Raw genomic sequence first — 26877 nt, 5'->3', positions numbered from 1 at the left:
CCGCTCCGCCGGAAGGCTGCAACGCCGTCACCGGCGGATTTCATCCCGCGGCAACATTTCCGGGGCCCCGGAAAGCGGAAGACCCGCCTCTGGTCGTAGGACCGGGCGGGCCTTCCTGGGGGCGTACGGGGGCTAGCGGCCCGGCAGCGCCGTGACGAGATCGCGGCCCGCGGGTGCCTCGGGCACCGGCGGGACGGCCTCCTGCGGCAGGACCGGCTTCTGCCACTTCGGCGGGTTCCAGGGCCTGCCGCCCTCGGCCGGACGGCCGAGGTCCGCGTGGACCGCGCGGGCGACGGCCTCGATGGTGTCGATGCCCTGGTTCATCGTGGCGTTGTCCTCGGTGAGGACGGCCATGCCGTAGTCGTGGCCGCCGTCGGTGAAGGCGCCGATGCTGTGCACCCGCCAGCCGTGCGTGGCGCGCGACAGCCAGCCGTTCTTGAGCTGGACGGTCGTGCCGCCCGGGGCGCCCGCGGGCGTGCCCCAGCGCTGGCCGGAGACGACGCGGCTCATCAGGCCGAGCTCGTACTCCCGGGCGTCGTCGCTGAGCACCGAGTTGCGGGAGGTCAGCAGCGCGAGCAGCTTGGCCTGGTCGCGGGCGGTGATCCGGGTCAAGCCCCAGTAGCCGTCGGAGCCCGGGGTCGTCTGGGTCATCCCGGCGGCCTTGAGGAACGCGGACACCTTGCCGGTGCCGAGCTGCTTCCACAGGGCCGTCGTCGAGTCGTTGTCCGACTGCGTGATCATGGCGGTGGCCAGGCCGCGCTCGCGCGAGGTGAGCGAGCGGTGCTGCTTGGTCGCGTCCCACAGCAGCGTCGCCAGCACGGTGGCCTTGACCACGCTCGCGGAGTCGAAGGTGTCGGTCGCCCGCAGCTCGCACCTGGTGCCGGTCGAGCGGTCGTACACCGCCAGGGCCGTCAGCGACGAGCGGCCCTTGAGCGCCGAGGTGATGTCGTTGGACAGCTTGGCCGCGAGACCGGCCTTGGCGGAGGTGCAGGTCACCGTTGACGCGGCGGCAGCCGGCGTGGCCGCGATCGCCACCGGCGCGAGCACGCCCGCCGCGACGGCCACGGAGAGCGCGCCGTGCCGGGCGCGGCGGGATATGCGGAGTGTTCTGGGCAAAGCGTCCCCGTCCCCTGAAAGTCATGAGGCGAGCGCATCTCGCTGATGCGCTCGCCTGAGTTGACCAACCGGGGACGGGACAGGTTGTACATCGAAGTCGCCGGACTCCGTCACAGAACTGTCACTGGCGATCAATACCGAAACCGCTCTACAGATGCGTCTCCACAGATGCCTCTCCGCAGATACGTCTCTACAGATGCGTCTCTACAGATGCGTCGGCGCGAACATCTTCAGTACGGCGGGCAGGACGACCACCGACGGGCCGGGGGCCGCCAGTGCCTTGCCCAGGTCCTCCTGGAGCGACTCCGCGCTCGTACGGACCGCGGGGACGCCGAAGGACTCGGCGAGCGCGACGAAGTCCGGGCGGGCCAGCTCGGTCGCGGTGGCCTCGCCGAACGCGTCCGTCATGTACTCGCGCAGGATGCCGTAGCCGCCATCGTCGACGATCAGCCAGGTCACCGGCGCGCCGTACTGCTTCGCGGTGGCGAGCTCGGCGATCGAGTACATCGCGCCGCCGTCGCCGGAGACCGCGAGCACCGGCCGCGTCGGGTCGGCGGCCGCGGCCCCGATCGCCGCCGGGAAGGCGTAGCCGAGGCCGCCCGCGCCCTGGGCCGAGTGCAGCGCGCCCGGCCAGGCGGACCAGGCCCAGTACGCCAGGATCGTCATGTCCCAGAAGCTGGGCGCGTCGGCGGGCAGGGCCGCGCGCACCTGCGCCAGGATCCGCTGCTCGGCCTCCAGGTCCTGGCCCGCGAGGCGCTCGCGCACCTTGGCGAGGACGGTCCGCACGGACTCGGCCGCCGCCGGGTCGGTGCGCTCGCCCACGGTCTCCAGGAGCGCCGAGAGCGCGGTGCGGGCGTCGGCGTGGATGCCGAGCGCCGGGTGGTTGGACTCCAGCTTGCCGAGGTCCGCCTCGATCTGGACGACCCGGCCGCGCGGCTTGAACGTGTGGTAGTTCGAGGAGAGTTCACCCAGGCCCGAGCCGACCACGAGCAGGACGTCGGCATCCTCCAGGAAGTCCGTGGTGTGCCGGTCCTCCATCCACGACTGGAGCGAGAGCGGGTGCTCCCAGGGGAACGCGCCCTTGCCGCCGAACGTGGTGACCACCGGCGCGTCCAGCTTCTCGGCGAGCGCGCGGAGCTTGCCGGAGGCGTCGGAGCGTACGACACCGCCGCCCGCGATGATCACCGGGCGGGCCGCGTTCGTCAGCAAGTCGCCCGCAACGGCGGTCAGTTCGGGGCGCGGCACCAGGTCGTGCGGGGTGGCGTCCACGGCCGTGACGACCGGCAGAGAGGCCTCGGCGAGCAGGACGTCCTGCGGGATCTCCACCCAGACCGGGCCGTGCGGGGCGGTCAGCGCCGACTCCCAGGCCGCCGCGATCGCGGACGGGATCTGGGACTGGGCGCGGACGGTGTGCACGGACTTCACAACGTCCCGGAACGAGCCCTGCTGGTCGCGGAGTTCGTGCAGATAGCCGTGGCGGCCGCCGCCGAGTCCGGCCGTCGGCACCTGGCTGGCGATGGCCAGCACGGGCGCGCTCGCCGCGGCCGCCTCCTGGAGGGCGGCCAGCGACATCAGGGCGCCGGGGCCGGTGGACAGTAGCAGCGGGGCCGCCTCGCCGGTGACCCGGCCGTACGCGTCGGCGGCGAAGGCCGCGTTGTTCTCCGCGCGCAGCCCGACGTACGTCATCGACGAGCGGCGCAGCGCGTCGAACATCCCGAGGGCGTGCTGGCCGGGCAGCCCGAAGACGGTGGTCGCGCCGAGCCCCCGCAGGGTCTCCACGACGAGGTCGCCGCCGATGCGGCCGGGCGGGGGGTTGAGGGCCGCCTCCACTTGACGCGGCGTGGGCCGCAGGACCAGGTCGTGGTGGTCGTGGGTCACTGCACGTCCTCTCGGTGGAGCCGGGGGCCGAGGCCGGGCGGCCGGCGTACGGCCTCCCGTCCTCGGCCGGGGTCGCTACGCGCCGGTGGCGCGGGCCGCCGCGATCTGCCGGGACATGATCGTCGTGAGCTCGTACGCGGTGTGGGAGGCGGCCACCGAGGTGATCTCGGCGTGGTCGTACGCGGGGGCGACCTCGACGACGTCGGCCGAGACCAGGTTGCACGAGGCCAGCCCGCGCAGGATCTCCAGGAGCTCGCGGGAGGTCATGCCGCCCGCCTCCGGGGTGCCGGTGCCGGGGGCGTGCGCCGGGTCGAGGCAGTCGATGTCGATCGAGATGTAGAGCGGGCGGTCGCCGATGCGCTGGCGCAGCTGGTCGGCGATCTCGTCGGCGCCGCGGCGGTAGACGTCCGCCGAGGTGACGATGCCGAAGCCCATCTTCTCGTCGTCGGTCAGGTCCTGCTTGCCGTAGAGCGGGCCGCGGGTGCCGACGTGGGAGAGCGCCTCGGTGTCGAGGATGCCCTCCTCGACCGCGCGGCGGAACGGGGTGCCGTGGGTGTACTCGGCGCCGAAGTAGGTGTCCCAGGTGTCCAGGTGCGCGTCGAAGTGGAGCAGCGCGACCGGGCCGTGCTTCTTGGCGACCGAGCGCAGCAGCGGCAGCGCGATGGTGTGGTCGCCGCCGAGCGTCATGAGGCGGGCGCCGGTGCCGAGCAGATCGTCGGCGGCGGCCTCGATCGTGTCGACGGCCTCGTTGATGTTGAACGGGTTCACGGCGATGTCGCCGCCGTCCGCGACCTGCGCGAGCGCGAAGGGCGAGGCGTCCTGCGCCGGGTTGTACGGGCGCAGCAGGCGCGAGGCCTCGCGGATGGCGTTGCCGCCGAAGCGGGCGCCGGGCCGGTAGGAGACACCGCTGTCGAAGGGCACGCCGACGACGGCGACGTCGGCGGTGCCGACCTCGTCGAGGCGGGGCAGCCGGGCGAAGGTCGCGGGCCCGGCGTACCGCGGGACGCGGGACGAGTCGATCGGACCGCGCGGCGTTTCGTTGCTGCTCATGTCGGGGTGCCCTTCGTGATCGGCCTGCGTACGGACCCGACGGCCCGTGGTTCCTCCGGGCCGGTGCAGCCCGCGCTCGCCACCCTAGGCGGCGGTCCAGCGATACTGAAGTGTACGTTTCCTCCACTTACGGCCCCCCTGATGTACGGAGTAGCCATGCCTGCCGAGCCCGCGGCGGCCCCGCCCACCGCTCCCGTCCCGCTCTCCGCGCTGCTGGCCCGCGCGGACCTGGGGCTGCGGCACATCGCCGGGCCGCAGACGGCCGATGTGCACGGGGTGCACGCCTCGGAGATGGCCGACCCGTATCCGTACCTCCTGGGCGGGGAGCTGCTGCTCACGGCGGGCGTGCAGCTCACGGACCCGGAGCGCTACGCGGCGCGGGTCGCGGAGGCGGGCGCGGCGGCGCTCGGCTTCGGGCTCGCGCCGGTGTACGACACGGTTCCGGCGGCCCTGGTGGCGGCCTGCGAGCGGCACGGGCTGCCGCTGGTGGAGGTGCCGCCGCCGACCACGTTCACGGCGATCGCCCGGGCCGTGTGGGGGCTGCTGACCGAGGCCCGCCACCATGAGCTCCACCGCGTCTCGCAGGCCCAGCAGGGCCTCGCCGCGGCGGCCGCCCGCCCGGACCCGGTCCCGGCGGTCCTGCACCAGCTCGCGGCGCGGCTCGGGGGCTGGGCGGGGGTCCTTGACGCGGACGGCGGGGTGCTGGCCGCTTCGGGGCCCGAGCGGCCGGGCGCGGTGCGGGACGCGGTGCGGCGGCTGGCGGCGGTGGTGAGCGGTCCGGCCTCCGGCGGCCCCAAGGCGCTGACCGCCACCGACGCCGTCGCCGGGGAGCAGCTCGCCGCCTACGCGCTCGCCGGGGCGCGGCGGCTCGCCCTCGGGGTCGCGGCGCCGGGGCGCGAGCCCGGGGACCACACCATCGCCGGGGTCGCGGCCGTCCTGCTCTCGCTGCTCACCGCCGAGCGGCAGGGCGCGGACGAGGCCGCCCGCTCCGCCGCGCTGGTGCGGCTGCTGCTGGGAGCGGCCCCGGCCGAGGTGGCGCCGCTGCTGGGCGAGGCGCCCTGGACCGTCGTCCACGCGCGCGGTGAGGGCGCCCCGCCCGACCTCGGCAGCCCGCTGGTGGAGGCGGGCGACGGCCACGCGCGCGTGCTCGTCCCCGGCGGGCAGGCCGTCGGCCCGCACCCCGGCTGGACCCTGGGGGCGAGTGCGCCCGTCGGGGCCGGGGAGCTGGCCGCGGCTGACGCGCAGGCCGCCCGGGCGCTGCGCCGGGCCGAGGCCGCCCGCTCGCCCCTCGTCCGCCACCACACCGGCGGGTACGCCTCGCTGGTGGACCCGGAGGAGGCCGCCGCGTACGCCCGCCGGCTGCTCGCCCCGCTCACCGAACCGCTGCTCACGACCCTGCGCACCTGGCTCTCGCTGCACGGCAGCTGGGACCGCACGGCGGCGGCCCTCGGCGTGCACCGCAACACCGTCCGCCAGCGCCTGGCCCGCTGCGCCGCGCTGCTCGACGCGGACCTGGACGACATGGATGTCCGTACCGAGCTGTGGCTGGCGCTGCGGGGTGCGGCGGGACGTGCGCAGGCTCACTCTGGACAGTGCGAGTGACCGCCGGGTAACTTCGTATTTCAAGCTCTGAGCAAGCGCTTAGCCAAAGCCGCCGCCACCGTCGAAGGAGAGGCTCCGTGCGCCGTACGGTATTCAACGAGGACCACGAGGCGTTCCGGGAGACCATCCGGGCCTTCATCGAGGCCGAGGTCGTCCCGGTCTACGACGAGTGGTTCGCCGCCGGCCAGGCGCCGCGCGACTTCTACTACAAGCTCGCCGAGCTGGGCGTCTTCGGCATCCGCGTCGACGAGGAGTTCGGCGGCGCCGGCATCGAGTCGTACAAGTTCGAAGCCGTGATGTACGAGGAGACCGCCCGCGCGGGCGTCCAGTTCGGCGGCTCCGGCGTGCACGTACTGCTCGGCCTGCCGTACATCAAGATGCTCGCCAGCGACGAGCAGAAGAAGCGCTTCCTGCCGAAGTTCGTCTCCGGCGAGGAGATGTGGGCCCTGGCGATGACCGAGCCGGGCACCGGCTCCGACCTCGCGGGCATGAAGACCACCGCCAAGCTCTCCGAGGACGGCACGCACTACGTCCTCAACGGCGCCAAGACCTTCATCACCGGCGGCGTCCACGCGGACCGCGTCATCGTCTGCGCCCGCACCGCGGCCCCCACCGCCGAGGACCGCCGCCACGGCATCTCGCTGTTCGCCGTCGACACCAAGTCCGAGGGCTACTCCATCGGCCGCAAGCTCGACAAGCTCGGCCTGAAGACCTCCGACACCGCCGAGCTGGCGTTCGTCGACGTGAAGGTCCCGGTCGAGGACCTCCTCGGCGAGGAGAACAAGGGCTTCTACTACCTCGGCCACAACCTCGCCTCCGAGCGCTGGGGCATCGCCTTCGGCGCCTACGCGCAGGCCAAGGCCGCCGTCCGGTTCGCCAAGGAGTACGTCCAGGAGCGCACCGTCTTCGGCAAGCCGGTCGCGCACTTCCAGAACACCAAGTTCGAACTGGCCGCCTGCCAGGCCGAGGTGGACGCCGCCGAGGCGGTCGCCGACCGCGCCCTGGAGGCCCTGGACGCGGGCGAGCTGACCCCGGCCGAGGCCGCCTCCGCCAAGCTGTTCTGCACCGAGGTCGCCCACCGCGTCATCGACAAGTGCCTCCAGCTGCACGGCGGTTACGGCTTCATGAACGAGTACCCGATCGCCCGTCTGTACGCCGACAACCGCGTCAACCGGATCTACGGCGGCACCAGCGAGATCATGAAGACGATCATCGCCAAGGACATGGGTCTGTGACCGAGGCTCTGGATGCCCTGCTCGATCTGCTCGACCTGGAGCAGATCGAGCGGGACTACTTCCGGGGCCGCTCACGCTCGGCGCTCGTACCCCGCGTCTTCGGGGGGCAGGTGGCGGCGCAGGCACTGGTCGCCGCCGGCCGCACCGTCCCCGGGGACCGCCTCGCGCACTCCCTGCACGCGTACTTCCTGCGCGCCGGGGACCCGGGCGCGCCGATCGTCTACATGGTCGACCGCATCCGCGACGGCCGCTCCTTCACCACCCGAAGGGTGGTGGCGGTCCAGCACGGGCAGCCGATCTTCCACCTCTCCGCGTCCTTCCAGACGTACGAGGAGGGGCTTGAGCACCAGGCGGACATGCCGCCCGCGCCGGACCCCGAGTCGCTGCCGACGGCCGCCGAGATGCTGCCGCGCCATCTGCCCGCGGACGTCGCCGCGCGCCTGGTCGAGGCCCGCGCGGCCGTCGACCTGCGCTACGCCGACGCCCCGCCGTGGGCCAGCGTCGGCACCCCGCGCGAGCCGCGCTCGCAGGTCTGGTTCCGTACGAACGGCAAGCTGGCGGACGACCCGCTGCTGCACATCGTGCTCGCCACCTACGTCTCCGACATGACGCTGCTCGACTCGGTGCTGCTCGCGCACGGCCGGGGCGGCTGGGCGGTCGGGGACGTGGTGGGCGCGTCCCTGGACCACGCGATGTGGTTCCACCGGCCGTTCCGGGCCGACGAATGGCTCCTGTACGACCAGGAGTCCCCGTCGGCCTCGGCGGGCCGGGGCCTGGGCCAGGCCCGCATCTACACCCAGGACGGCCGCCTGGCGGTCACGGTGATCCAGGAGGGCGTGGTCCGGGTACCGCGCGCCTGAAGGCGGCCTGCCTTTACGTACGCGATGAGCTCGTCCGCCTGTCTTTAGGGGCGCGGGGCACTGCGCGACCAGCCACCCACGGTCCGCGGACGAGAACCCACCCCCGCCCCAACGGCGCGACCTCAGACCAACTCCGCCGCGCCCAGCAGATACTCCGTCATCGGCTCGTAGTAGCGCGGGTCCACGACGTGGTCATCAAGCGGCACGGCGACCTGAAGCGTCCCCTCCGCCTCCGCGAGGAACAACGCGGGATCGTTGCAGTCCGCGTAACCGATCGCGTCGATCCCGCGCTGCGCCGCGCAGCCGGCCCAGCCGTGGTCCGCGACGACCAGGTCCGGCAGGGCCCGCCCCTCACGCTCCAGCGCGTCCAGGATCGCGGCCATCGGCGCGGGCGAGTGCGTGTGCCACAGGGACGCGCCGCGCTCGTACAGCGAGACGTCCGCGAACTGCACCACACAGCCCTCGTCGGCGGCGACCCCGTCCGGGATGCGCACGATCTCGCAGCCCGCGGCCCGCAGGGCGGCCGCCGTCCGGCTGTGCACGTCGATGAGCGCCCCGGGGTGACCGGTCGCGAACAGCACCCGCTGCTTGCCCGCCACGGCCTTGCGCAGCCGCGCCGCCATCCGCTCCAGGGCGTCGACGGTCAGCTCGGGGTCGATGGTGTCCTGGCCCGTGCGGTGGCCGGGGTCGTCGACGACGCCGCAGCGCTCGGCCATCACGGCGAGCACGTCCTGCTCGTCGGTCCAGCGGTCGCCCAGCTCCAGGCCCAGCCAGTAGTGGCGGTCGCCGTTGGCGAGCTTGCGGTAGTGGGAGAGGTTGTTGTCGCGGGGAGTGGCGACGTCTCCGGCGATACGGGTGCGGACGAGGTGGTCGACGAGAGCGGCACGGCTGGGTATCGGCATGCGCCCCATTCTGCCCGGTGCCGCTAAGGCGAGGGCGCCTGTCTCACTCCCGTTGTGGGCAGGCGTTCCGCGGGGCGGAGCGGGTGGGCACAACGGACCACCGGCCCGCGGACGAACAGGGGTCCGGGGCGGAGCCCCGGCTATCCGCCGAGCGCCGTGAACGCCCCGTGCGCGAGCCGCCGCAGCAGCGCCTCCGTGGCGGCGCGCCCCGGCAGCCCCGCCCCGTACGACCCCAGGTGCGGCGTCGAGTTGAGCAGCCCGAAGACCGCGTGGACGGCGGCCCGGACCTCGGCCTCGGAGCCGTGCGGATACAGCTCGCGGACGACCGCGACCCACAGCTCCACGTACTGCCGCTGGAGCTGGCGCACCAGCTTGCGGTCGCTGTCGCGCAGCCGGTCGAGCTCGCGGTCGTGGAGGGTGATCAGCGCCCGGTCGTCGAGGGCGAAGTCGATGTGGCCGTCGATGAGCGAGCCGAGGACCGCCTCGGGGCCCCCGTCCGCCTCGGCGACGCGCTTGCGGCCGCCGTCGTACAGCCGCCCGCTGATCCCCACCAGCAGCTCCGCCAGCATCGCGTCCTTGCCCGCGAAGTGCCGGTAGAGGCCGGGGCCGCTGATGCCCACCGCCGCGCCTATCTCGTCGACGCCCACGCCGTGGAAGCCGCGCTCGGCGAAGAGGCGCGCGGCCTCGCGCAGGATCTGCTCGCGTCGGGTGGGGGCATCGGTCCGGGTGCTCATGAGAATTCATTCTAGACAACGCGGTTAGCGCTCGTTAACCTGGAGGAAATGAGTTAACGGTCATTAACATGCGGCCGGATCTCACCGAAGACTTCGTACGGGCAAGGGGGCTCGACACGATGCAGCAGGCACCGGTCCTGGGGAGCGCGGCTGATCCCGCGTCCGAGGCGTGGCGGGCCAACGAGGAGGCGCACCGCGCCCTCGGCGAGGAGCTGCGCGCCAGACTGGCCGCGGCCCGGCTCGGCGGCGGCGAGCGGGCCCGCGAGCGCCATGTCGCGCGCGGCAAGCTGCTGCCGCGCGACCGGGTCGACACCCTGCTCGACCCCGGCTCGCCCTTCCTGGAGCTCGCGCCGCTCGCGGCCGACGGGATGTACGGGGACCAGGCGCCCGCCGCCGGAGTCATCGCCGGGATCGGGCGGGTCAGCGGCCGCGAGTGCGTGATCGTGGCCAACGACGCCACGGTCAAGGGCGGTACGTACTACCCGATGACGGTGAAGAAGCACCTGCGCGCCCAGGAGGTGGCGCTGGAGAACCGGCTGCCCTGCCTGTACCTGGTGGACTCGGGCGGCGCCTTCCTGCCGATGCAGGACGAGGTCTTCCCCGACCGGGACCACTTCGGCCGGATCTTCTACAACCAGGCCCGGATGTCGGGCGCCGGGATCCCGCAGATCGCGGCGGTCCTCGGCTCCTGCACGGCCGGCGGGGCGTACGTCCCGGCGATGAGCGACGAGGCCGTGATCGTCCGCAACCAGGGCACGATCTTCCTGGGCGGCCCGCCGCTGGTGAAGGCCGCCACCGGCGAGGTCGTCACCGCCGAGGAGCTCGGCGGCGGCGAGGTCCACTCGCGCACCTCCGGCGTCACCGACCACCTCGCCGAGGACGACGCGCACGCGCTGCGCATCGTGCGCAACATCGTGGCCACCCTCCCCGCGCGTGGTGAGCTCCCGTGGAGCGTGGAGCCCGTGGAGGAGCCCAAGGCCGACCCACACGGGCTGTACGGGGCGGTGCCGGTCGACTCGCGCACGCCGTACGACGTCCGCGAGGTCATCGCGCGCGTGGTCGACGGCTCGCGCTTCCAGGAGTTCAAGGCCGAGTTCGGCCAGACGCTGGTCACCGGCTTCGCCCGGATCCACGGCCACCCGGTCGGCATCGTCGCCAACAACGGCATCCTGTTCTCCGAATCCGCCCAGAAGGGCGCCCACTTCATCGAGCTGTGCGACCAGCGCGGCATCCCGCTGGTGTTCCTCCAGAACATCTCGGGCTTCATGGTCGGGCGGGACTACGAGGCGGGCGGCATCGCCAAGCACGGCGCCAAGATGGTCACCGCCGTGGCCTGCACCCGCGTCCCCAAGCTGACGGTCGTGGTCGGCGGGTCGTACGGGGCGGGGAACTACTCGATGTGCGGCCGCGCCTATTCGCCGCGCTTCCTGTGGATGTGGCCCAACGCCAAGATCTCGGTGATGGGCGGCGAGCAGGCCGCCTCGGTGCTCGCCACGGTCAAGCGCGACCAGCTGGAGGCGCGCGGCGAGACCTGGCCGGCCGAGGACGAGGAGTCCTTCAAGGACCCCATCCGCGCCCAGTACGAACAGCAGGGCAACGCCTACTACGCGACGGCCCGGCTGTGGGACGACGGGGTGATCGACCCGATCGAGACCCGCCAGGTCCTCGGGCTCGCCCTGACGGCCTGTGCCAACGCCCCCCTCCCCCAGCGGGACTACTCGGCGCCCGGCTTCGGCGTCTTCCGGATGTGAGGCGGACCATGACGATGTTCGACACAGTCCTCGTCGCCAACCGGGGCGAGATCGCGGTCCGCGTCATCCGCACCCTGCGCGCCCTCGGGGTGCGCTCGGTCGCGGTGTTCAGCGACGCGGACGCGGACGCCCGGCACGTGCGCGAGGCCGACACGGCCGTGCGGATCGGCCCGGCGGCCGCGTCCGAGAGCTACCTCTCCATCGACCGGCTCCTGGAGGCCGCCGCCAAGAGCGGCGCGCAGGCCGTCCACCCGGGCTACGGCTTCCTCGCCGAGAACGCGGCGTTCGCGCGCGCGTGCGCCGAGGCGGGCCTGGTCTTCATCGGCCCTCCGGCGGACGCGATCTCCCTGATGGGCGACAAGATCCGGGCCAAGGAGACCGTGAAGGCGGCGGGCGTCCCGGTGGTGCCCGGCTCCTCGGGCAGCGGCCTCACCGACGGCCAACTGGCCGACGCCGCCCGGGAGATCGGCATGCCGGTGCTCCTGAAGCCCAGTGCGGGCGGCGGCGGCAAGGGCATGCGGCTGGTCCGCGACGAGGCGGCGCTCGCCGACGAGATCGCGGCCGCCCGCCGCGAAGCCCGCGCCTCCTTCGGCGACGACACGCTCCTGGTGGAGCGGTGGATCGACCGCCCCCGCCACATCGAGATCCAGGTCCTCGCCGACGGCCACGGGAACGTGGTGCACCTGGGCGAGCGCGAGTGCTCCCTCCAGCGCCGCCACCAGAAGATCATCGAGGAGGCCCCCTCGGTCCTGCTCGACGAGAGGACCCGGGCCGCGATGGGCGAGGCGGCGGTCCAGGCGGCCCGCTCCTGCGGGTACGCGGGCGCGGGCACGGTGGAGTTCATCGTCCCCGGCAACGACCCGTCCTCGTACTACTTCATGGAGATGAACACCCGCCTCCAGGTCGAGCACCCGGTCACCGAGCTCATCACGGGCCTGGACCTGGTGGAGTGGCAGGTGCGCGTCGCCGCCGGCGAGGAACTGCCGTACGGGCAGGAGGACATCACCCTCACCGGCCACGCCATAGAGGCCCGCATCTGCGCCGAGGACCCCTCCCGCGGCTTCCTCCCCTCGGGCGGCACGGTCCTGGCACTGCGCGAGCCGCAGGGCGACGGGGTGCGCACCGACTCGGGGCTGAGCGAGGGCACGGAGGTGGGCAGCCTCTACGACCCGATGCTCTCCAAGGTCATCGCGTACGGGCCGGACCGCGCGACCGCGCTGCGCAAGCTGCGGGCCGCCCTGGCCGACACGGTCACCCTGGGCGTGCCCACCAACGCCGGTTTCCTGCGGCGGCTGCTCGCCCATCCGGACGTGGTCGCGGGCGACCTCGACACGGGCCTGGTCGAGCGCGAGGCCGACGGCCTGGTGCCGGACGGGGTGCCGCAGGAGGTGTACGCGGCGGCGGCGCTGGTGCGCCAGGAGGGGCTGCGGCCCGCGCCCACGGGTGCGTGGCTGGACCCGTTCGCGGTGCCGAGCGGCTGGCGTCTGGGCGGCGAACCGGCGCCGCTGGCCTTCCCGTTCCGAGTACCGGGACTCGAACCCGTCACTCACGTAGTACGGGGCGAGGCCCTCGGGCGGGTCTCCCCCGGCCACGTCTCGGTCGAACTCGACGGCCTCACCCACACCTTCACCACCGTCCCCTCCCCGGAGGGGACCTGGCTCGGGCGGGACGGCGACAGCTGGCACGTGCTGGACCACGACCCCGTCGCGGCGAGCCTCACCGGCGCCGCGCGCGGCGGCGTGGACACGCTGGCCGCGCCGATGCCCGGCACCGTCACCGTCGTCAAGGTGGCCGTCGGGGACGAGGTCGAGGCGGGCCAGAGCCTGCTGGTCGTCGAGGCGATGAAGATGGAGCACGTCATCTCCGCCCCGCACGCCGGCACCGTCACCGAGCTGGACGTCTCCCCCGGCTCGACCGTGGCCATGGACCAGGTCCTGGCCGTGGTGACCCCGAAGGAGACCGCGGCGCCCGCGAAGGAGGAGGACCAGTGACGCTGCCCATGGTCGTACCGGCGCGGGACCTGCCCGCCTCCGTACGGATCCACGAGGTCGGGGCCCGCGACGGCCTCCAGAACGAGAAGGCCGTCGTCCCCACCGAGATCAAAGCCGAGTTCATCCACCGTATGGCGGCCGCGGGCCTGACCACCATCGAGGCGACCAGCTTCGTGCACCCCAAGTGGGTGCCCCAACTGGCCGACGCCGAGCGGCTGTTCCCGATGGTCAGTGGCATCGAGGGCGTGGCGCTGCCGGTCCTGGTGCCCAACGAGCGCGGCCTGGACCGGGCGCTCGCGCTCGGCGCGAGCCGCATCGCGGTCTTCGCCAGCGCCACGGAGTCGTTCGCCAAGGCCAATCTGAACCGTACGGTGGACGAGTCGCTCCAGATGTTCGCGCCCGTCGTGGCCCGCGCCAAGGAGCAGCGGGTCCACGTCCGGGGCTATCTGTCGATGTGCTTCGGCGACCCGTGGGAGGGAGCCGTCCCCGTCCACCAGGTCGTCCGGGTCGCCAAGGCCCTGATGGACCAGGGCTGCGACGAGCTGAGCCTCGGGGACACGATCGGGGTCGCGACCCCGGCGCACGTCCGGAGCCTGCTCGCGGCGCTGAACGAGGAGGGCGTGCCCACCTCCGCGATCGGGGTGCACTTCCACGACACCTACGGCCAGGCGCTCGCCAACACCCTCGCCGCGCTCCAGCACGGCGTGGCCACGGTCGACGCCTCGGCGGGCGGCCTCGGCGGCTGTCCGTACGCCAAGTCCGCCACCGGAAACCTCGCCACCGAAGACCTCGTGTGGATGCTCCAGGGCCTCGGTATCGACACCGGGGTCGACCTCGGCCGGCTCACCGCCACCAGCGTCTGGCTCGCCGAGCAGCTGGGACGGCCGAGCCCGTCCCGCACCGTCCGCGCCCTCTCCCCCGACTCCCACAAGGAGTGACCCCCCATGTCCCTTGACCACCGGCTCTCAGACGAGCACGAAGAACTCCGCCGTACGGTCGAGGAGTTCGCGCACGACGTCGTCGCCCCGAAGATCGGCGACTACTACGAGCGCCACGAGTTCCCGTACGAGATCGTCCGCGAGATGGGCCGCATGGGCCTGTTCGGACTGCCCTTCCCCGAGGAGTACGGGGGCATGGGCGGCGACTACCTCGCCCTGGGCATCGCGCTGGAGGAGCTGGCGCGGGTCGACTCGTCGGTGGCCATCACCCTGGAGGCCGGGGTCTCGCTCGGCGCGATGCCGGTGTTCCGGTTCGGTACGGAGGAGCAGAAGCGGGAGTGGCTGCCCCGGCTCTGCTCCGGCGAACTGCTCGGCGCGTTCGGCCTGACCGAGCCGGACTGCGGCTCGGACGCGGGCGGCACGCGTACGACGGCGGTGCGCGACGGCGACGAGTGGGTCATCAACGGCACCAAGTGCTTCATCACCAACTCCGGTACGGACATCACGGGCCTGGTGACAGTGACGGCCGTGACCGGCCGCAAGCCTGACGGCCGCCCGCTGATCTCCTCGATCATCGTCCCGTCCGGCACGCCGGGCTTCACGGTGGCCGCGCCGTACTCGAAGGTGGGGTGGAACGCGTCGGACACCCGCGAGCTGTCCTTCGCGGACGTCCGCGTCCCGGTCGCGAACCTGCTTGGCGAGGAGGGCCGGGGCTACGCGCAGTTCCTGCGCATCCTCGACGAGGGCCGTGTCGCCATCTCGGCGCTGGCCACGGGCCTGGCGCAGGGCTGCGTCGACGAGTCGGTGAAGTACGCGCACGAGCGCCACGCCTTCGGCCGCCCGATCGGTGACAACCAGGCGATCCAGTTCAAGATCGCCGACATGGAGATGCGGGCGCACATGGCCCGGGTGGGCTGGCGCGACGCCGCCTCCCGGCTTGTCCGGGGCGAGTCCTTCAAGAAGGAGGCGGCCCTGGCGAAGCTGTACTCGTCGACGGTAGCGGTCGACAACGCGCGCGACGCCACCCAGATCCACGGCGGCTACGGCTTCATGAACGAGTACCCGGTGGCCCGTATGTGGCGCGACTCCAAGATCCTGGAGATCGGCGAGGGCACGAGCGAGGTGCAGCGCATGCTGATCGCCCGAGAGCTGGGCCTGCCGGCCTGAGCGGGGCGCGCCCCCGGACGCGGGCTGACGGCCGGGTGAGCGGGCTGACGGCCGCGAGGGTCTGGGGCCGCTCGCGCAGTTCCCCGCGCCCCTGCTGAGCCCGGGGCTCGTCTGCGGGCCGTGTTCGACTGAGCGCGCAGTTCCCCGCGCCCCTGACCACCTAGGGACGCGGGGAACTGCGCGAGCAACCCAGCACGGTCCGCAGGGCTGTTCGCACCCATCGCGGGGCGCAGGGGCCGCAGGCCCCGCACGGGGGCCCAGGGGCGTAGCCCCCGGGAAATCGTCTCAACCCACCCCCACCCCCGGAGGGTTCAGGGAAGGGGCGGGGAGGGGGACTTCGCTCGAAGGGGTGGACCCGTGGCGTACGGCCGCCGCACGCCACCCCCGCCCGCCACCCTGGACAGGGTGATCCCACCCGTCTGCCCCGCCTGCCCGACGCGCCCGCCGCTGTGGAAGGACACCTCCACCACCGTGCCCGGCGCCGCCGACCACTGGCACTGGCACTGCGCCGCGTGCCGCACGCTCTACGAGCCCACCGCGTCGCACAAAGTCCGCTTCACGTACGCCCCGCTGCGCAGGTGACGGGGGCGCTTGCCGTACCCCGGTGACGCCTCTACAGATCCTTGTGAGGTTAGGCTAACCTACCCAGGAACTGCCAGAGGCCGACCCCGGCACGTACGAAAGCGGATCGTCATGCCCATTGCCCGAGCGTCCCACCTCTCCCGTCGCGGTCTGCTGGCCGCCGGCGGCGCCATCGGCCTCGGGGCCGCGCTGGCCGCGTGCGGGGACGGCGACGACAAGAACAAGGGCGACTCGCAGAAGGCCGCCGAGAAGTCGGGCCCCTGGTCTTTCAAGGACGACCGCGGCAAGGCCGTCGAGACGAAGTCCACCCCCAAGACGATCGTGGCCTTCACCGGCACCGCCGCCGCCCTCCACGACTACGGCATCGAGGTCAAGGCCGTGTTCGGCCCGACCAAGACCAAGGACGGCAAGCCCGACGTCCAGGCGGGCGACCTCGACATCAACAAGGTCGAGATCCTCGGCAACGTCTGGGGCGAGTTCAGCGTCGAGAAGTACGCGGCCCTCGCGCCCGACCTGCTCGTCACGGACATGTGGGAGAAGGACGCCCTCTGGTACGTGCCGGACAACAGCAAGGACAAGATCCTCAAGCTCGCCCCCAGCGTCGCGCTGTGGGCCGCGCAGCTCAGCATGCCGGCCGCGCTCCAGCGCCGCGCCGACCTCGCCGCCGCCCTCGGCGCCGATCTCAAGGCCGCCAAGGTCACCGAGGCCAAGACCCGCTTCGAGAAGGCCGCCGCCCGGCTGCGCGCCGCCACCAAGGCCAACCCCGGCGTCACGGTGATGATCGGCTCCGCCAGCGCCGACCTGTTCTACGTCTCCGCGGCCAAGACGTCCGCGGACACCGCGTACTTCCAGGAACTGGGCGTCAAGTTCGTCGAGCCGAAGGTCAACGCGCAGGGCTTCTTCGAGGAGCTCAGCTGGGAGAACGTCGGCAAGTACAAGGCCGACGTGATCATGATGGACAACCGCTCCACGGCCCTCCAGCCGGACGCCCTGAAGTCCAAGCCGACCTGGACCGGCCTGCCCGCCGTCAAGGCCGGCCAGGTCACCCCGCGCACCACCGAGCCGATCTACTCGTACGCCAAGTGCGCCCCGATCCTCGACTCCCTCGCCCAGGCGATCGAGAACGCGAAGAACGTCGCCTGACCACGATGCCCGGCCATGGCGTCCGACCACCACGCCTGACCACCACGCCCGACCAGGACGCCCGACCGCCACGTCCGACCACGACGCCTGGCCATGTCGCCTGACCCTGACGAGAAGGTTGCCTGACATGACACTGACGGCCGAGACCGCCACCGTCCCCTTCCGGCTCTTCGATCTGAGCGTGATACGGACCCGGCGGCTCGGCCCGTCGCTGGTCCGGATCACCTTCGGCGGCGAGCAGTTGGCGTACTTCGAGGGCGGCGGCCGGGACCAGAGCCTGTCGCTCTTCCTGCCGCACCCCGGCCAGGACGCGCCCGTGCTGCCGCCCGCCGAGAACCCCGAGACGTGGTTCGCGGAGTACCGCGCGCTGCCCGACGGCGTACGGGCCGTGATGCGCTCGTACACCCTGCGCGAGCAGCGCCGCGACCCCGACGAGGTCGACATCGACTTCGCGCTCCACGAGGACGGCGGCCCGGCGTGCCGCTGGGCCGGCCGCGCCGCGCCCGGGGACCGTGTGGCGGTCCTCGGTCCGGCGGTCGCCGACAACACGGCAGTGCGGTTCCGGCCGCCGGCCGGTACGGACGGGGTCGTCCTGTGGGGCGACGAGACGGCGCTGCCCGCGCTCTCCGCGATTCTGGAGTGGCTGCCCCACGGCACGCCGACGCGAGTGTGGATCGAAGTGCCGTTCAGCGGGGACCGGATGCCGCTTCTCACGGCCGCCGACGCCCGCATCACCTGGCTGGTGCGGGAAGAGGGCGCGCCCTCGGTGCTGGACGCGGTGCGTGCGGAGGCCGAGCTGCCCGGGCTCGATCCGTACGTGTGGATCGCCGGGGAGGCGTCCACCATGCGTGAGCTGCGTCGTCACTTCGTGAATGAGCGTCAGGTCGACCGCAGGAACGTCACGTTCGTGGGCTACTGGCGGCGGGGGCGCAGCGAGGACCAGCTTCGGGAGGAAGAAGCCGCGTAGGCCGGTCTCAGGGCTGCGAGCCGGTGGGGGCCGGTTGCTCCCCCAAGTTCTCGGCTTCGCTCGAACAGGGAAGACCCCCATCGCGGCGGAGCCGCACATGTCACAGCCCCGCGCCCCTCAGGGGGCCCGCAGCCCCCAAGTGCACCGCTTCCCCAGGGGGCGAGGGCCTGTTGAGATCAAAGTTAGGTTAGGCTAACCTTACTTCTCGATCGCGGTCCTCGCCCCCCTTCTCTGTCTCTGTCCGGAGGGCCCGACGAAGTCCCCGATCCGGGAGGACAGTTCATGCGTTCGCACCTGCTCAATGACACGACGGCGGAGAGCTACCGGCGCTCCGTGACCGAAGGAGTCGAGCGGGTGGCGTCGAAACTCGCCGCGACACGCCGCCCGTTCACCGGAGCGGGCGTCGAGGACATCGCCCCGCTCATCGACCGCGTCGACCTCGACCGGCCGCTGGGCGACACCTCCGCCGTCCTGGACGAGCTGGAGGACGTGTACCTGCGCGACGCCGTCTACTTCCACCACCCCCGCTACCTGGGCCACCTCAACTGCCCGGTGGTCATCCCCGCCGTCCTCGGCGAAGCGGTCCTCTCGGCGGTCAACTCCTCGCTCGACACCTGGGACCAGAGCGCCGGCGGCACCCTCATCGAGCGCCGCCTGATCGACTGGACTGCCGGGCGCGTCGGCTACGGCCCGGCCGCCGACGGCGTGTTCACCAGCGGCGGCAGCCAGTCCAACCTCCAGGCCCTGCTGCTCGCCCGCGAGGAGGCCAAGACCGACGACCTGGCGAAGCTGCGGATCTTCTCCTCCGAGTGCAGCCACTTCAGCGTCCAGAAGTCCGCCCAGCTCCTGGGCCTGGGCCGCGGCGCCGTCGTGTCGATCCCCTGCGACCACGACAAGCGGATGCAGACCGTGGCCCTCGCCCGCGCCCTGGAGCGCTGCGCCGCCGAGGGCAACGTCCCGATGGCCGTCGTCGCCACCGCGGGCACCACCGACTTCGGCTCCCTCGACCCGCTGCCGGAGATCGCCGAGCTCTGCGCCCAGTACGGCGCGTGGATGCACGTGGACGCCGCGTACGGCTGCGGGCTGCTCGTCTCGCCGACCCGGCGCCACCTCCTGAACGGCATCGAGCACGCCGACTCGGTCACCGTGGACTACCACAAGTCCTTCTTCCAGCCGGTGAGTTCGAGCGCGATCCTGGTCAAGGACGGCGCCACCCTGCGGCACGCCACGTACCACGCGGACTACCTCAACCCGCGCCGGGCCGCCGAGGAGCGCATCCCCAACCAGGTCGACAAGTCCCTCCAGACCACCCGCCGCTTCGACGCCCTGAAGCTGTGGATGACGCTGCGCACCATGGGCGCCGAAGGCGTCGGCACGCTCTTCGACGAGGTGTGCGACCTGGCCGTCGAGGGCTGGCGGCTGCTCGCCGCCGACCCGCGCTACGACGTGGTCGTCGAGCCCACCCTGTCGACTCTCGTCTTCCGCTACATCCCGGACGCCGTCACCTCGCCCGCCGAGATCGACCGCGCCAACCTCTACGCCCGCAAGGCGCTGTTCGCCTCCGGCGAGGCGGTCGTCGCCGGCACCAAGACCGGCGGCCGTCAGTACCTGAAATTCACCCTGCTCAACCCCGAGACGACGGTCCACGACATCGCCGCCGTCCTCGATCTGATAGCCGGCCACGCCGAGCAGTACCTGGGAGAGAACCTTGTCCACGCAGCCTCGTGAGCCGTACGACTTCATCGGGATCGGCCTCGGGCCCTTCAACCTGGGCCTGGCCTGCCTGACCGAGCCGGTCGACGAGCTCAGCGGCCTCTTCCTGGAGACCAAGCCGGACTTCGAGTGGCACTCGGGCATGTTCCTGGAGGGCGCCCACCTCCAGACCCCGTTCATGTCGGACCTGGTCACCCTGGCCGACCCGACCTCGCCGTACTCCTTCCTCAACTACCTGAAGGAGTCGGGCCGCCTCTACTCATTCTACATCCGCGAGAACTTCTATCCCCTGCGCACCGAGTACAACGACTACTGCCGCTGGGCGGCCGGCAAGCTCTCCTCGATCCGCTTCAACCAGACGGTGAAGACGGTGACGTACGAGGACGAGGTGTACGTCGTACGCACCGAGGACGGCTCCGAGTTCCGCGCCCGGCGGATCGTCCTGGGCACCGGCACCCCGCCCTTCGTCCCGGAGCCGTGCCAGGGCCTGGGCGGCGACTATCTGCACAACTCCCGCTATCTGGACCACAAGGAGGCGCTCCAGAAGAAGGAGTCGATCACCCTGGTCGGCAGCGGGCAGTCCGCCGCGGAGATCTACTACGACCTGCTGAGCGAGATCGACGTCCACGGCTACCGGCTCACCTGGGTGACCCGCTCGGCGCGCTTCTTCCCGCTCGAATACACCAAGCTGACGCTGGAGATGACCTCGCCGGAGTACGTGGACTACTTCCACGCGCTGCCCGAGGCCACCCGCTACCGGCTGGAGACGCAGCAGAAGGGCCTGTTCAAGGGCATCGACTCGGAGCTCATCGACGCGATCTTCGACCTGCTCTACCAGAAGAACCTCAAGGGCCCGGTCCCGACCCGGCTGCTGACCAACTCCTCGCTGAACGCGGCGAGTTACGACACGACGACCGGCACGTACACCCTGGGCCTGCGCCAGGAGGAGCAGGAGAGGGACTACACCCTCACCACCGAGGGCCTGGTCCTGGCCACCGGCTACAAGTACGCCGAGCCGGAGTTCCTCGCGCCGGTGGCGGACCGGCTCAAGCGGGACGGCCGCGGCCGCTTCGACGTGGCCCGCAACTACGCCATCGACACCAACGGCAGCGAGATCTTCCTCCAGAACGCCGCCGTGCACACCCACTCGATCACCTCGCCCGACCTGGGCATGGGCGCCTACCGCAACGCGTACATCATCGGCGAGCTGCTCGGCCGCGAGTACTACCCGGTCGAGAAGTCCATCGCCTTCCAGGAGTTCGCCGTATGAGCACCACCCCCATATCCCCCGGCATCGGCACCTTCACGGTCCGCGCCCTCGACCCCCTCAAGGACGCCGAGCTGCTGCACGGCTGGGTCACCGACCCCAAGGCCGCTTTCTGGATGATGCAGGACGTGAAGCTGGAGGACGTCGAGCGGGCGTACATGGAGATCGCGGCCGACGAGCACCACCACGCGCTGCTCGGGCTGCACGACGGCGCGCCCGCCTTCCTGATGGAGAAGTACGACCCGGCCCACCGCGAGCTGGTCGGGCTCTACGAGCCCGAGCCGGGCGACGTCGGCATGCACTTCCTGGTCGCGCCGACCGGCACGCCGATCCACGGCTTCACCCGGGCGGTGATCACCGCCGTGATGGAGCACCTGTTCGCGGACCCGACGACCCGGCGGGTCGTCGTGGAGCCCGACGTGGGCAACAAGGCCGTCCACGCGCTGAACGCGGCCGTCGGCTTCGAGGTCGTCGGGGAGATCACCAAGCCGGAGAAGACGGCGCTGCTGAGCGTGTGCACGCGGGCGGCGTTCGAGGAGGCCACCCGATGACGACGACCACGGACATCGCCGTCCCCCACCTCACACCCGGGCTGTGGGCGCGCGCCAACCGGCTGCTGATCCGCAAGGCGCTCGCCGAGTTCGCGCACGAGCGGCTGATCGACCCCCGGCCGCTGGGCGAGGACCGGTACGGCGTGCGCAGCGACGACGGGACGGTGGAGTACCGCTTCACCGCCGCCCGGTACGCGCTGGACCACTGGCAGGTCGACCCGGAGTCGGTCACGCGGCACGGCGCCGAGGGCCGGCTCCCGCTCGACGCCCTCGACTTCTTCATCGAGCTGCGCGAGACGCTGGGCCTGAGCGACGAGATCCTGCCGGTGTACCTGGAGGAGATCTCCTCCACGCTCTCCGGTACGGCGTACAAGCTCACCAAGGAGCAGACCCCGGCGGCCGAGCTGGCTCGGGCGGGCTTCCAGGCGATCGAGACGGGCATGACCGAGGGCCACCCGTGCTTCGTGGCGAACAACGGGCGGCTCGGGTTCGGTGTGCACGAGTACGCGGCGTACGCGCCGGAGGCCGCCACCCCGGTCCGGCTGGTCTGGCTGGCGGCGCGGCGGGACCGGGCGACGTTCACCTCGGGCGCGGGGCTGGGCTACGAGACGCTGATCGGGGAGGAGCTGGGCGCGGCGACGCTGGAACGCTTCGCCGCGACGATGGCGGCGCGCGGCCTGGACCTCGCGGACTACCAGTTGCTGCCCGTCCACCCCTGGCAGTGGTGGAACAAGCTGTCGGTGACGTTCGCGGCGGAGGTGGCGCAGGACAGGCTGGTGCCGCTCGGGGTGGGCGACGACGCCTACCTCGCCCAGCAGTCGATCCGCACCTTCTTCAACACGACGGATCCGGCCAAGCACTATGTGAAGACGGCCCTGTCGGTCCTGAACATGGGCTTCATGCGGGGCCTGTCGGCGGCGTACATGGAGGCGACGCCGGCGATCAACGACTGGCTGGCGGGGGTCGTCGAGCGGGACTCCGTCCTCCAGGCGGCCCGCTTCTCGATCATCCGCGAGCGGGCGGCCATCGGCTACCACCACCGCCAGTACGAGCGGGCCACCGACCGCCACTCGCCGTACCGCAAGATGCTGGCGGCGCTGTGGCGGGAGAGCCCGGTGCCGTCGCTGGCGCCGGGCGAGCGGCTGGCCACGATGGCGTCGCTGCTGCACGTCGACGGGGCCGGGGCGTCCTTCGCGGGCGCGCTGATCGCGGAGTCGGGGGTGGGGGCGCGGGAGTGGCTGCGGCGCTATCTGGACGCGTACCTGCTCCCGGTCCTGCACTCCTTCTACGCGTACGACCTGGCCTACATGCCGCACGGCGAGAACGTGATCCTCGTGCTGGCCGAGGACGGGACGGTGGTGCGGGCGATCTTCAAGGACATCGCCGAGGAGATCGTGGTGATGGATCCGGACGCGGTGCTGCCGCCCGCGGTGGAGCGGATCCGGGCGGACGTGCCGGAGGACATGAAGCTGCTGTCCGTCTTCACGGACGTCTTCGACTGCTTCTTCCGTTTCCTGAACGCGACGCTGGTGAGTGAGGGGGTGCTGGAGGAGTCGGAGTTCTGGGCGGCGGTGGCGGAGTGTGTCGCGTCGTACCAGGCGTCCGTGCCGGAGCTGTCGGACAAGTTCAAGCAGTACGACATGTTCGCGCCGGAGTTCGCTCTGTCGTGCCTGAACCGGCTGCAGCTCCGCGACAACCGTCAGATGGTGGATCTGGCGGATCCGGCGGGGGCACTGCAACTGGTGGGGACGCTGCGCAACCCGATAGCGGGCTGATTCCCCCCACCCCGCCCGCGGCCCCTGCACCCCGCCCGTCCGTCTGCGGGCCGTGCCGGGTTGCCCGCGCGGTTCCCCGCGCCCCTCAAGGGCTCGGCTTCGCCGTCGCCCGTACCTCCTGGGGGCGCGGGGAACCGCGCGAGAGCGAGCTGAAACCGACGTCCGTGCCGGTATTGGCCACTGCGGACCCGGGCCGCCCAACTGCCCAGCGCTCCAAGGCCGGATGGAAGAATCACCCTCATGGCGGAAATCATCCAGAAGGACGGGACCTGGAGCTTCGACGGGGACGGCATACGCATCGTGCCCGGCAGCGACAAGGGCGTCAGCCTGCTGCGCCGCACCCTCGGCGAGATCACCGTGCCGCTCCTGGCACTGGCGGGAGTGGCGTACGAGCCGGGGCGCAAGACCGGGCGGCTGCGGTTGAAGCTGCGTGACGGCGCCGACCCGCTGCTCCAGGTCACCGGCGGCAAGCTGGACGACGCCTCGGACCCGTACGCCCTGACCGTCGAGACGAAGGCGGCGGCGATAGCCGAGTACTTCGTGGACGAGGTCCGCAACGCCCTGCTGCTCGACTCCGTGCCCACCGGACCGGTCGACCGCTATCTGCTGTCGGGCCCCTCGCTGCCGATGACCGTGGGCGCGGGCGACGGCACGGCCAGCTTCGACGGGCGCACGGTCCGCCTGGAGTGGACCTGGCACACCGACGAGGTGAAGACCAGCAGCGGCCCGGCCGCCCTCGCCCTGGAGGACCTGCACGCGGTGGAGTGGCTGCCCGCGCGCGGCCTGGCCGACGGCCATCTGCGCTTCGTGAGCTCGCCGAACGCGCCGAGACTGCCCGCCGGGCGCGATCCGCACGCCGTGGAGCTCAACGGGTTCAAGAAGGACCCGCTGATGGCGCTGCTCGCCTCGGCCGTGGTGGCGCGGATGCCGCACCCGCACGCGTCGGCGCCCGCGCCCGCGATCGCGCCGGGACCCAAGGCGCTCGGCCCGGCGCCCGCCGTCGACGCCGACGACCCCGACGTCCTGCTGCGGCGGCTGCGCGAGCTCGGCGCTCTGCACTCGTCCGGGATCCTCACCGACGAGGAGTTCAGCCTCGCCAAGCAAGCTGTACTGAAGCGGCTGTGAGCACGAGTGTGAGACCCCCCGGAGCGGGCTGGTCTATACCAGGCCGAGTGTGATCATGAGAATCCTGCCCGATATCGGGCAGGATTCTTGCGTGAGGGCGGGATTCCCCGCAGTATCGACGGGTGCTCGAACGCCGCAGCCCGTCGTCCCACGACGACCTCATCGACCATCTGGTGCGCAGCACCGCGCTCCAGCGCGGTGAGGCGGCCCGGGTCGTGCTCGACGTGCTGGCGTACTTCGACGAGACGTACGAGGAATTCGTCCGCCGCCGCCACCGTGAGCTCCAGTCCGGCGGCCTGGTGAACGCGGAGATCTTCGAGCGGATCGCGGCCGAGCTGCCGCACCGCGCCGTGGCGCCGCCGGAGCTCTCACTCCGGCAGCTGCGCCGCATCGTCTACGGCTGAGCCTTCGGGCCGAGCACACCGAAACGTTGTTGTCGATGGAGGGGTAGAGACTCTTTATGTGCGGAATCGTCGGTTATATCGGTAAGCGCGATGTCGCTCCCCTGCTGCTGGAGGGCCTGCAGCGGCTGGAGTACCGGGGTTACGACTCCGCGGGCGTGGTCATCAACAGCCCCAAGTCGGGCGCGCTGAAGATGGTCAAGGCCAAGGGCCGCGTCCGCGACCTGGAGGCCCGCGTCCCGAAGCGCTTCACCGGCACCACCGGCATCGCGCACACCCGCTGGGCCACCCACGGCGCCCCGAGCGACATCAACTCGCACCCGCACCTGGACCCCGAGAACAAGGTCGCCGTCGTCCACAACGGCATCGTCGACAACGCCGCCGAGCTGCGCGTCAAGCTTGAGGCCGAGGGCGTCGTCTTCGTCTCGGAGACCGACACCGAGGTCATCACCCACCTGATCGCCCGCTCCCCGGCCGACTCCCTGGAGGAGAAGGTCCGCGAGGCGCTCAAGGTCATCGAGGGCACCTACGGCATCGCCGTCATGCACGCCGACTTCGCCGACCGCATCGTCGTGGCCCGCAACGGCTCCCCCGTCGTCCTCGGCATCGGCGAGAAGGAGATGTTCGTCGCCTCGGACGTCGCCGCGCTGATCGCCCACACCCGCCAGGTCGTCACCCTCGAAGACGGCGAGATGGCCACCCTGAAGGCCGACGACTTCCGTACGTACACGACCTCGGGCACCCTGACCAACCCCACCCCCGAGACCGTCGAGTGGGAGGCCGCCTCCTACGACATGGGCGGCCACGACACGTACATGCACAAGGAGATGTCGGAGCAGGCCGACGCCGTCGACCGCGTGCTGCGCGGCCGCATCGACGACCGGTTCTCCACCGTCCACCTCGGCGGCCTCAACCTGGACGCCCGCGAGGCCCGCGGGGTGCGCCGGATCAAGATCCTCGGCTGCGGCACCTCGTACCACGCCGGCCTCATCGGCGCGGGCCTCATCGAGGAGCTCGCCCGCATCCCCGCGGACGCCGAGCCGGCCTCCGAGTTCCGCTACCGCAACCCGGTCGTGGACCCCGACACGCTGTACATCGCGGTCTCGCAGTCCGGTGAGACCTACGACGTGCTCGCCGCCGTCCAGGAGCTCAAGCGCAAGGGCGCCCGCGTCCTCGGCGTCGTGAACGTCGTCGGCTCGGCGATCGCCCGCGAGGCGGACGGCGGCACCTACGTGCACGCCGGCCCCGAGGTCTGCGTCGTCTCCACCAAGTGCTTCACCAACACCGTGGTCGCCTTCGCGCTGCTCGCGCTGCACCTGGGCCGCATCCGCGACCTGTCGGTGGCCGACGGCAAGCGGATCATCGAGGGCCTGCGCAAGCTGCCCGCGCAGATCTCCGAGATCCTGGCGATGGAGCCGGAGATCGAGAAGCTGGCCAAGGAGTACGCGGGCGCCCAGTCGATGATGTTCATCGGCCGTGTCCGGGGCTACCCGGTCGCGCTGGAGGCCTCCCTGAAGCTCAAGGAGATCTCCTACATCCACGCCGAGGCCTACCCGGCCTCCGAGCTCAAGCACGGCCCGCTGGCCCTCATCGAGCCCGCGCTGCCGACGGTCGCGATCGTCCCCGACGACGACCTGCTGGAGAAGAACCGCGCGGCCCTCGAGGAGATCAAGGCCCGCAGCGGCCGGATCCTGGCGGTCGCCCACCGCGAGCAGGAGAAGGCCGACCACACCATCGTCGTCCCGAAGAACGAGGACGAGCTGGACCCGATCCTCATGGGCATCCCGCTCCAGCTCTTCGCGTACCACACGGCGCTCGCCATGGGCCGCGACATCGACAAGCCGCGCAACCTGGCGAAGTCCGTCACGGTCGAGTAGTAGGTCGTAGGCCGACCGGTACGTCGTAGGTCGAGCAGTACGTCGTAGGTCGAGCAGTACGTCGTAGCAGGACACAGAAGCGGCCCCGCACGCGCCACCAGGCGTGCGGGGCCGCTCCCTTGCGCGCCGGTGCCGCCCAACGCACCGGCTGCGGCTGCCTAGTGACCTGGTTTTGAGGTCGTGGGTCGCCACGTGAGGCGTCTCCTGTTTCAGGTTGCGGTGTTCGCCTGCGGCAGGTCACGCGTTCACGCT

22 protein-coding genes are annotated in these 26877 nt (G+C 71.8%); 17 read left to right on the top strand and 5 right to left on the bottom strand.

Annotated features, from left to right (window positions below):
- Window positions 1-132 precede the first annotated feature (132 nt).
- The 3 genes from AB0G17_RS26295 to speB form a co-directional block, all read right to left on the bottom strand.
- A complete protein-coding gene (locus tag AB0G17_RS26295) occupies window positions 133-1116 on the bottom strand; it encodes a serine hydrolase (protein ID WP_361387648.1) in 984 nt (327 codons plus the stop codon).
- Window positions 1117-1320: 204 nt separating this feature from the next.
- The gene (locus AB0G17_RS26290) at window positions 1321-2994 is read right to left on the bottom strand and encodes a thiamine pyrophosphate-binding protein (protein ID WP_361387645.1); all 1674 of its coding nucleotides are present in this window, start codon (window positions 2992-2994) and stop codon (window positions 1321-1323) included.
- A 75-nt stretch (window positions 2995-3069) separates the two neighbouring features.
- Window positions 3070-4044, bottom strand: a complete 975-nt coding sequence (gene speB, locus AB0G17_RS26285; RefSeq protein ID WP_361387642.1) for an agmatinase — start codon at window positions 4042-4044, stop codon at window positions 3070-3072.
- A gap of 156 nt (window positions 4045-4200) precedes the next feature.
- Between speB and AB0G17_RS26280 the strand changes: the two genes are divergently transcribed.
- From AB0G17_RS26280 to AB0G17_RS26270, 3 genes are all read left to right on the top strand, one after another.
- Complete coding sequence (locus AB0G17_RS26280) at window positions 4201-5646, top strand: helix-turn-helix domain-containing protein (protein ID WP_361387639.1); 1446 nt, start codon at window positions 4201-4203, stop codon at window positions 5644-5646.
- Window positions 5647-5723: 77 nt separating this feature from the next.
- On the top strand, window positions 5724-6881 hold the full coding sequence (locus tag AB0G17_RS26275; protein ID WP_361387636.1) for an acyl-CoA dehydrogenase family protein: 1158 nt from the start codon (window positions 5724-5726) through the stop codon (window positions 6879-6881).
- A complete protein-coding gene (locus AB0G17_RS26270; protein ID WP_361387633.1) occupies window positions 6878-7741 on the top strand; it encodes an acyl-CoA thioesterase II in 864 nt (287 codons plus the stop codon). The genes AB0G17_RS26275 and AB0G17_RS26270 overlap by 4 nt, the downstream gene beginning before the upstream one ends.
- A 122-nt stretch (window positions 7742-7863) precedes the next feature.
- Here AB0G17_RS26270 and AB0G17_RS26265 read toward each other — a convergent pair whose 3' ends face one another.
- Window positions 7864-8643: a phosphatase gene (locus AB0G17_RS26265; protein WP_361387630.1), complete on the bottom strand. Its 780-nt coding sequence runs from the start codon at window positions 8641-8643 to the stop codon at window positions 7864-7866.
- Between the two features lie 140 nt (window positions 8644-8783).
- Window positions 8784-9377, bottom strand: a complete 594-nt coding sequence (locus AB0G17_RS26260) for a TetR/AcrR family transcriptional regulator (protein WP_361387627.1) — start codon at window positions 9375-9377, stop codon at window positions 8784-8786.
- A 119-nt stretch (window positions 9378-9496) separates the two neighbouring features.
- Here AB0G17_RS26260 and AB0G17_RS26255 point away from each other — a divergent pair, with 119 nt between their 5' ends.
- The 14 genes from AB0G17_RS26255 to glmS all read left to right on the top strand — a co-directional run bounded on the left by AB0G17_RS26255 (window position 9497) and on the right by glmS (window position 26625).
- Complete coding sequence (locus AB0G17_RS26255; RefSeq protein ID WP_361387839.1) at window positions 9497-11128, top strand: carboxyl transferase domain-containing protein; 1632 nt, start codon at window positions 9497-9499, stop codon at window positions 11126-11128.
- 14 nt (window positions 11129-11142) lie between these two features.
- The gene (locus AB0G17_RS26250; RefSeq protein WP_361387836.1) at window positions 11143-13119 is read left to right on the top strand and encodes an acetyl/propionyl/methylcrotonyl-CoA carboxylase subunit alpha; all 1977 of its coding nucleotides are present in this window, start codon (window positions 11143-11145) and stop codon (window positions 13117-13119) included.
- An 8-nt stretch (window positions 13120-13127) separates the two neighbouring features.
- Entirely contained in the window at window positions 13128-14057 is a 930-nt protein-coding gene (locus AB0G17_RS26245) for a hydroxymethylglutaryl-CoA lyase (RefSeq protein WP_361387833.1), read from the top strand.
- 6 nt (window positions 14058-14063) lie between these two features.
- The gene (locus AB0G17_RS26240; RefSeq protein WP_361387624.1) at window positions 14064-15224 is read left to right on the top strand and encodes an acyl-CoA dehydrogenase family protein; all 1161 of its coding nucleotides are present in this window, start codon (window positions 14064-14066) and stop codon (window positions 15222-15224) included.
- A gap of 357 nt (window positions 15225-15581) precedes the next feature.
- Window positions 15582-15806: a hypothetical protein gene (locus AB0G17_RS26235; RefSeq protein ID WP_361387621.1), complete on the top strand. Its 225-nt coding sequence runs from the start codon at window positions 15582-15584 to the stop codon at window positions 15804-15806.
- Window positions 15807-15917: 111 nt separating this feature from the next.
- Complete coding sequence (locus AB0G17_RS26230; protein WP_361387618.1) at window positions 15918-16949, top strand: ABC transporter substrate-binding protein; 1032 nt, start codon at window positions 15918-15920, stop codon at window positions 16947-16949.
- 127 nt (window positions 16950-17076) lie between these two features.
- Window positions 17077-17916 carry a siderophore-interacting protein gene (locus AB0G17_RS26225; protein WP_361387615.1) on the top strand — a complete coding sequence of 280 codons (840 nt, stop codon included), beginning with the start codon at window positions 17077-17079 and terminating at the stop codon, window positions 17914-17916.
- Between the two features lie 282 nt (window positions 17917-18198).
- Window positions 18199-19644 carry an aspartate aminotransferase family protein gene (locus AB0G17_RS26220; protein WP_361387612.1) on the top strand — a complete coding sequence of 482 codons (1446 nt, stop codon included), beginning with the start codon at window positions 18199-18201 and terminating at the stop codon, window positions 19642-19644.
- A complete protein-coding gene (locus tag AB0G17_RS26215; RefSeq protein ID WP_361387609.1) occupies window positions 19625-20899 on the top strand; it encodes a SidA/IucD/PvdA family monooxygenase in 1275 nt (424 codons plus the stop codon). Before AB0G17_RS26220 ends, AB0G17_RS26215 begins: the two co-directional genes overlap by 20 nt.
- A complete protein-coding gene (locus AB0G17_RS26210; protein ID WP_361387606.1) occupies window positions 20896-21447 on the top strand; it encodes a GNAT family N-acetyltransferase in 552 nt (183 codons plus the stop codon). Before AB0G17_RS26215 ends, AB0G17_RS26210 begins: the two co-directional genes overlap by 4 nt.
- Window positions 21444-23222: an IucA/IucC family siderophore biosynthesis protein gene (locus AB0G17_RS26205; protein WP_361387603.1), complete on the top strand. Its 1779-nt coding sequence runs from the start codon at window positions 21444-21446 to the stop codon at window positions 23220-23222. Before AB0G17_RS26210 ends, AB0G17_RS26205 begins: the two co-directional genes overlap by 4 nt.
- A gap of 240 nt (window positions 23223-23462) precedes the next feature.
- Window positions 23463-24347, top strand: a complete 885-nt coding sequence (locus AB0G17_RS26200; protein WP_361387600.1) for a DUF4429 domain-containing protein — start codon at window positions 23463-23465, stop codon at window positions 24345-24347.
- A gap of 122 nt (window positions 24348-24469) precedes the next feature.
- Entirely contained in the window at window positions 24470-24751 is a 282-nt protein-coding gene (locus tag AB0G17_RS26195; protein ID WP_067159327.1) for a hypothetical protein, read from the top strand.
- A 56-nt stretch (window positions 24752-24807) separates the two neighbouring features.
- Window positions 24808-26625, top strand: coding sequence for a glutamine--fructose-6-phosphate transaminase (isomerizing) (glmS, locus tag AB0G17_RS26190; RefSeq protein ID WP_361387597.1), 1818 nt, complete (start codon window positions 24808-24810; stop codon window positions 26623-26625).
- Window positions 26626-26877: the final 252 nt, after the last annotated feature.

Origin of the sequence: Streptomyces sp. NPDC023838 (genome assembly GCF_040639555.1) — a bacterium.
GTDB lineage: Bacteria > Actinomycetota > Actinomycetes > Streptomycetales > Streptomycetaceae > Streptomyces.
Note: the sequence above shows the minus strand (reverse complement) of the source record. Positions and strands in the feature narration are given on the sequence as shown.

Excerpts from the sequence above, each read along its gene's own strand:
- AB0G17_RS26205 (WP_361387603.1), top strand. The coding sequence starts at position 21,444 with ATGACGACGACCACGGACATCGCCGTCCCCCACCTCACACCCGGGCTG.
- AB0G17_RS26240 (WP_361387624.1), top strand. The coding sequence starts at position 14,064 with ATGTCCCTTGACCACCGGCTCTCAGACGAGCACGAAGAACTCCGCCGT.
- speB (WP_361387642.1), bottom strand. The coding sequence starts at position 4,044 with ATGAGCAGCAACGAAACGCCGCGCGGTCCGATCGACTCGTCCCGCGTC.
- AB0G17_RS26250 (WP_361387836.1), top strand. The coding sequence starts at position 11,143 with ATGTTCGACACAGTCCTCGTCGCCAACCGGGGCGAGATCGCGGTCCGC.
- AB0G17_RS26225 (WP_361387615.1), top strand. The coding sequence starts at position 17,077 with ATGACACTGACGGCCGAGACCGCCACCGTCCCCTTCCGGCTCTTCGAT.
- AB0G17_RS26265 (WP_361387630.1), bottom strand. The coding sequence starts at position 8,643 with ATGCCGATACCCAGCCGTGCCGCTCTCGTCGACCACCTCGTCCGCACC.
- AB0G17_RS26260 (WP_361387627.1), bottom strand. The coding sequence starts at position 9,377 with ATGAGCACCCGGACCGATGCCCCCACCCGACGCGAGCAGATCCTGCGC.
- AB0G17_RS26255 (WP_361387839.1), top strand. The coding sequence starts at position 9,497 with ATGCAGCAGGCACCGGTCCTGGGGAGCGCGGCTGATCCCGCGTCCGAG.
- glmS (WP_361387597.1), top strand. The coding sequence starts at position 24,808 with ATGTGCGGAATCGTCGGTTATATCGGTAAGCGCGATGTCGCTCCCCTG.
- AB0G17_RS26280 (WP_361387639.1), top strand. The coding sequence starts at position 4,201 with ATGCCTGCCGAGCCCGCGGCGGCCCCGCCCACCGCTCCCGTCCCGCTC.
- AB0G17_RS26210 (WP_361387606.1), top strand. The coding sequence starts at position 20,896 with ATGAGCACCACCCCCATATCCCCCGGCATCGGCACCTTCACGGTCCGC.
- AB0G17_RS26220 (WP_361387612.1), top strand. The coding sequence starts at position 18,199 with ATGCGTTCGCACCTGCTCAATGACACGACGGCGGAGAGCTACCGGCGC.
- AB0G17_RS26230 (WP_361387618.1), top strand. The coding sequence starts at position 15,918 with ATGCCCATTGCCCGAGCGTCCCACCTCTCCCGTCGCGGTCTGCTGGCC.
- AB0G17_RS26245 (WP_361387833.1), top strand. The coding sequence starts at position 13,128 with ATGGTCGTACCGGCGCGGGACCTGCCCGCCTCCGTACGGATCCACGAG.
- AB0G17_RS26200 (WP_361387600.1), top strand. The coding sequence starts at position 23,463 with ATGGCGGAAATCATCCAGAAGGACGGGACCTGGAGCTTCGACGGGGAC.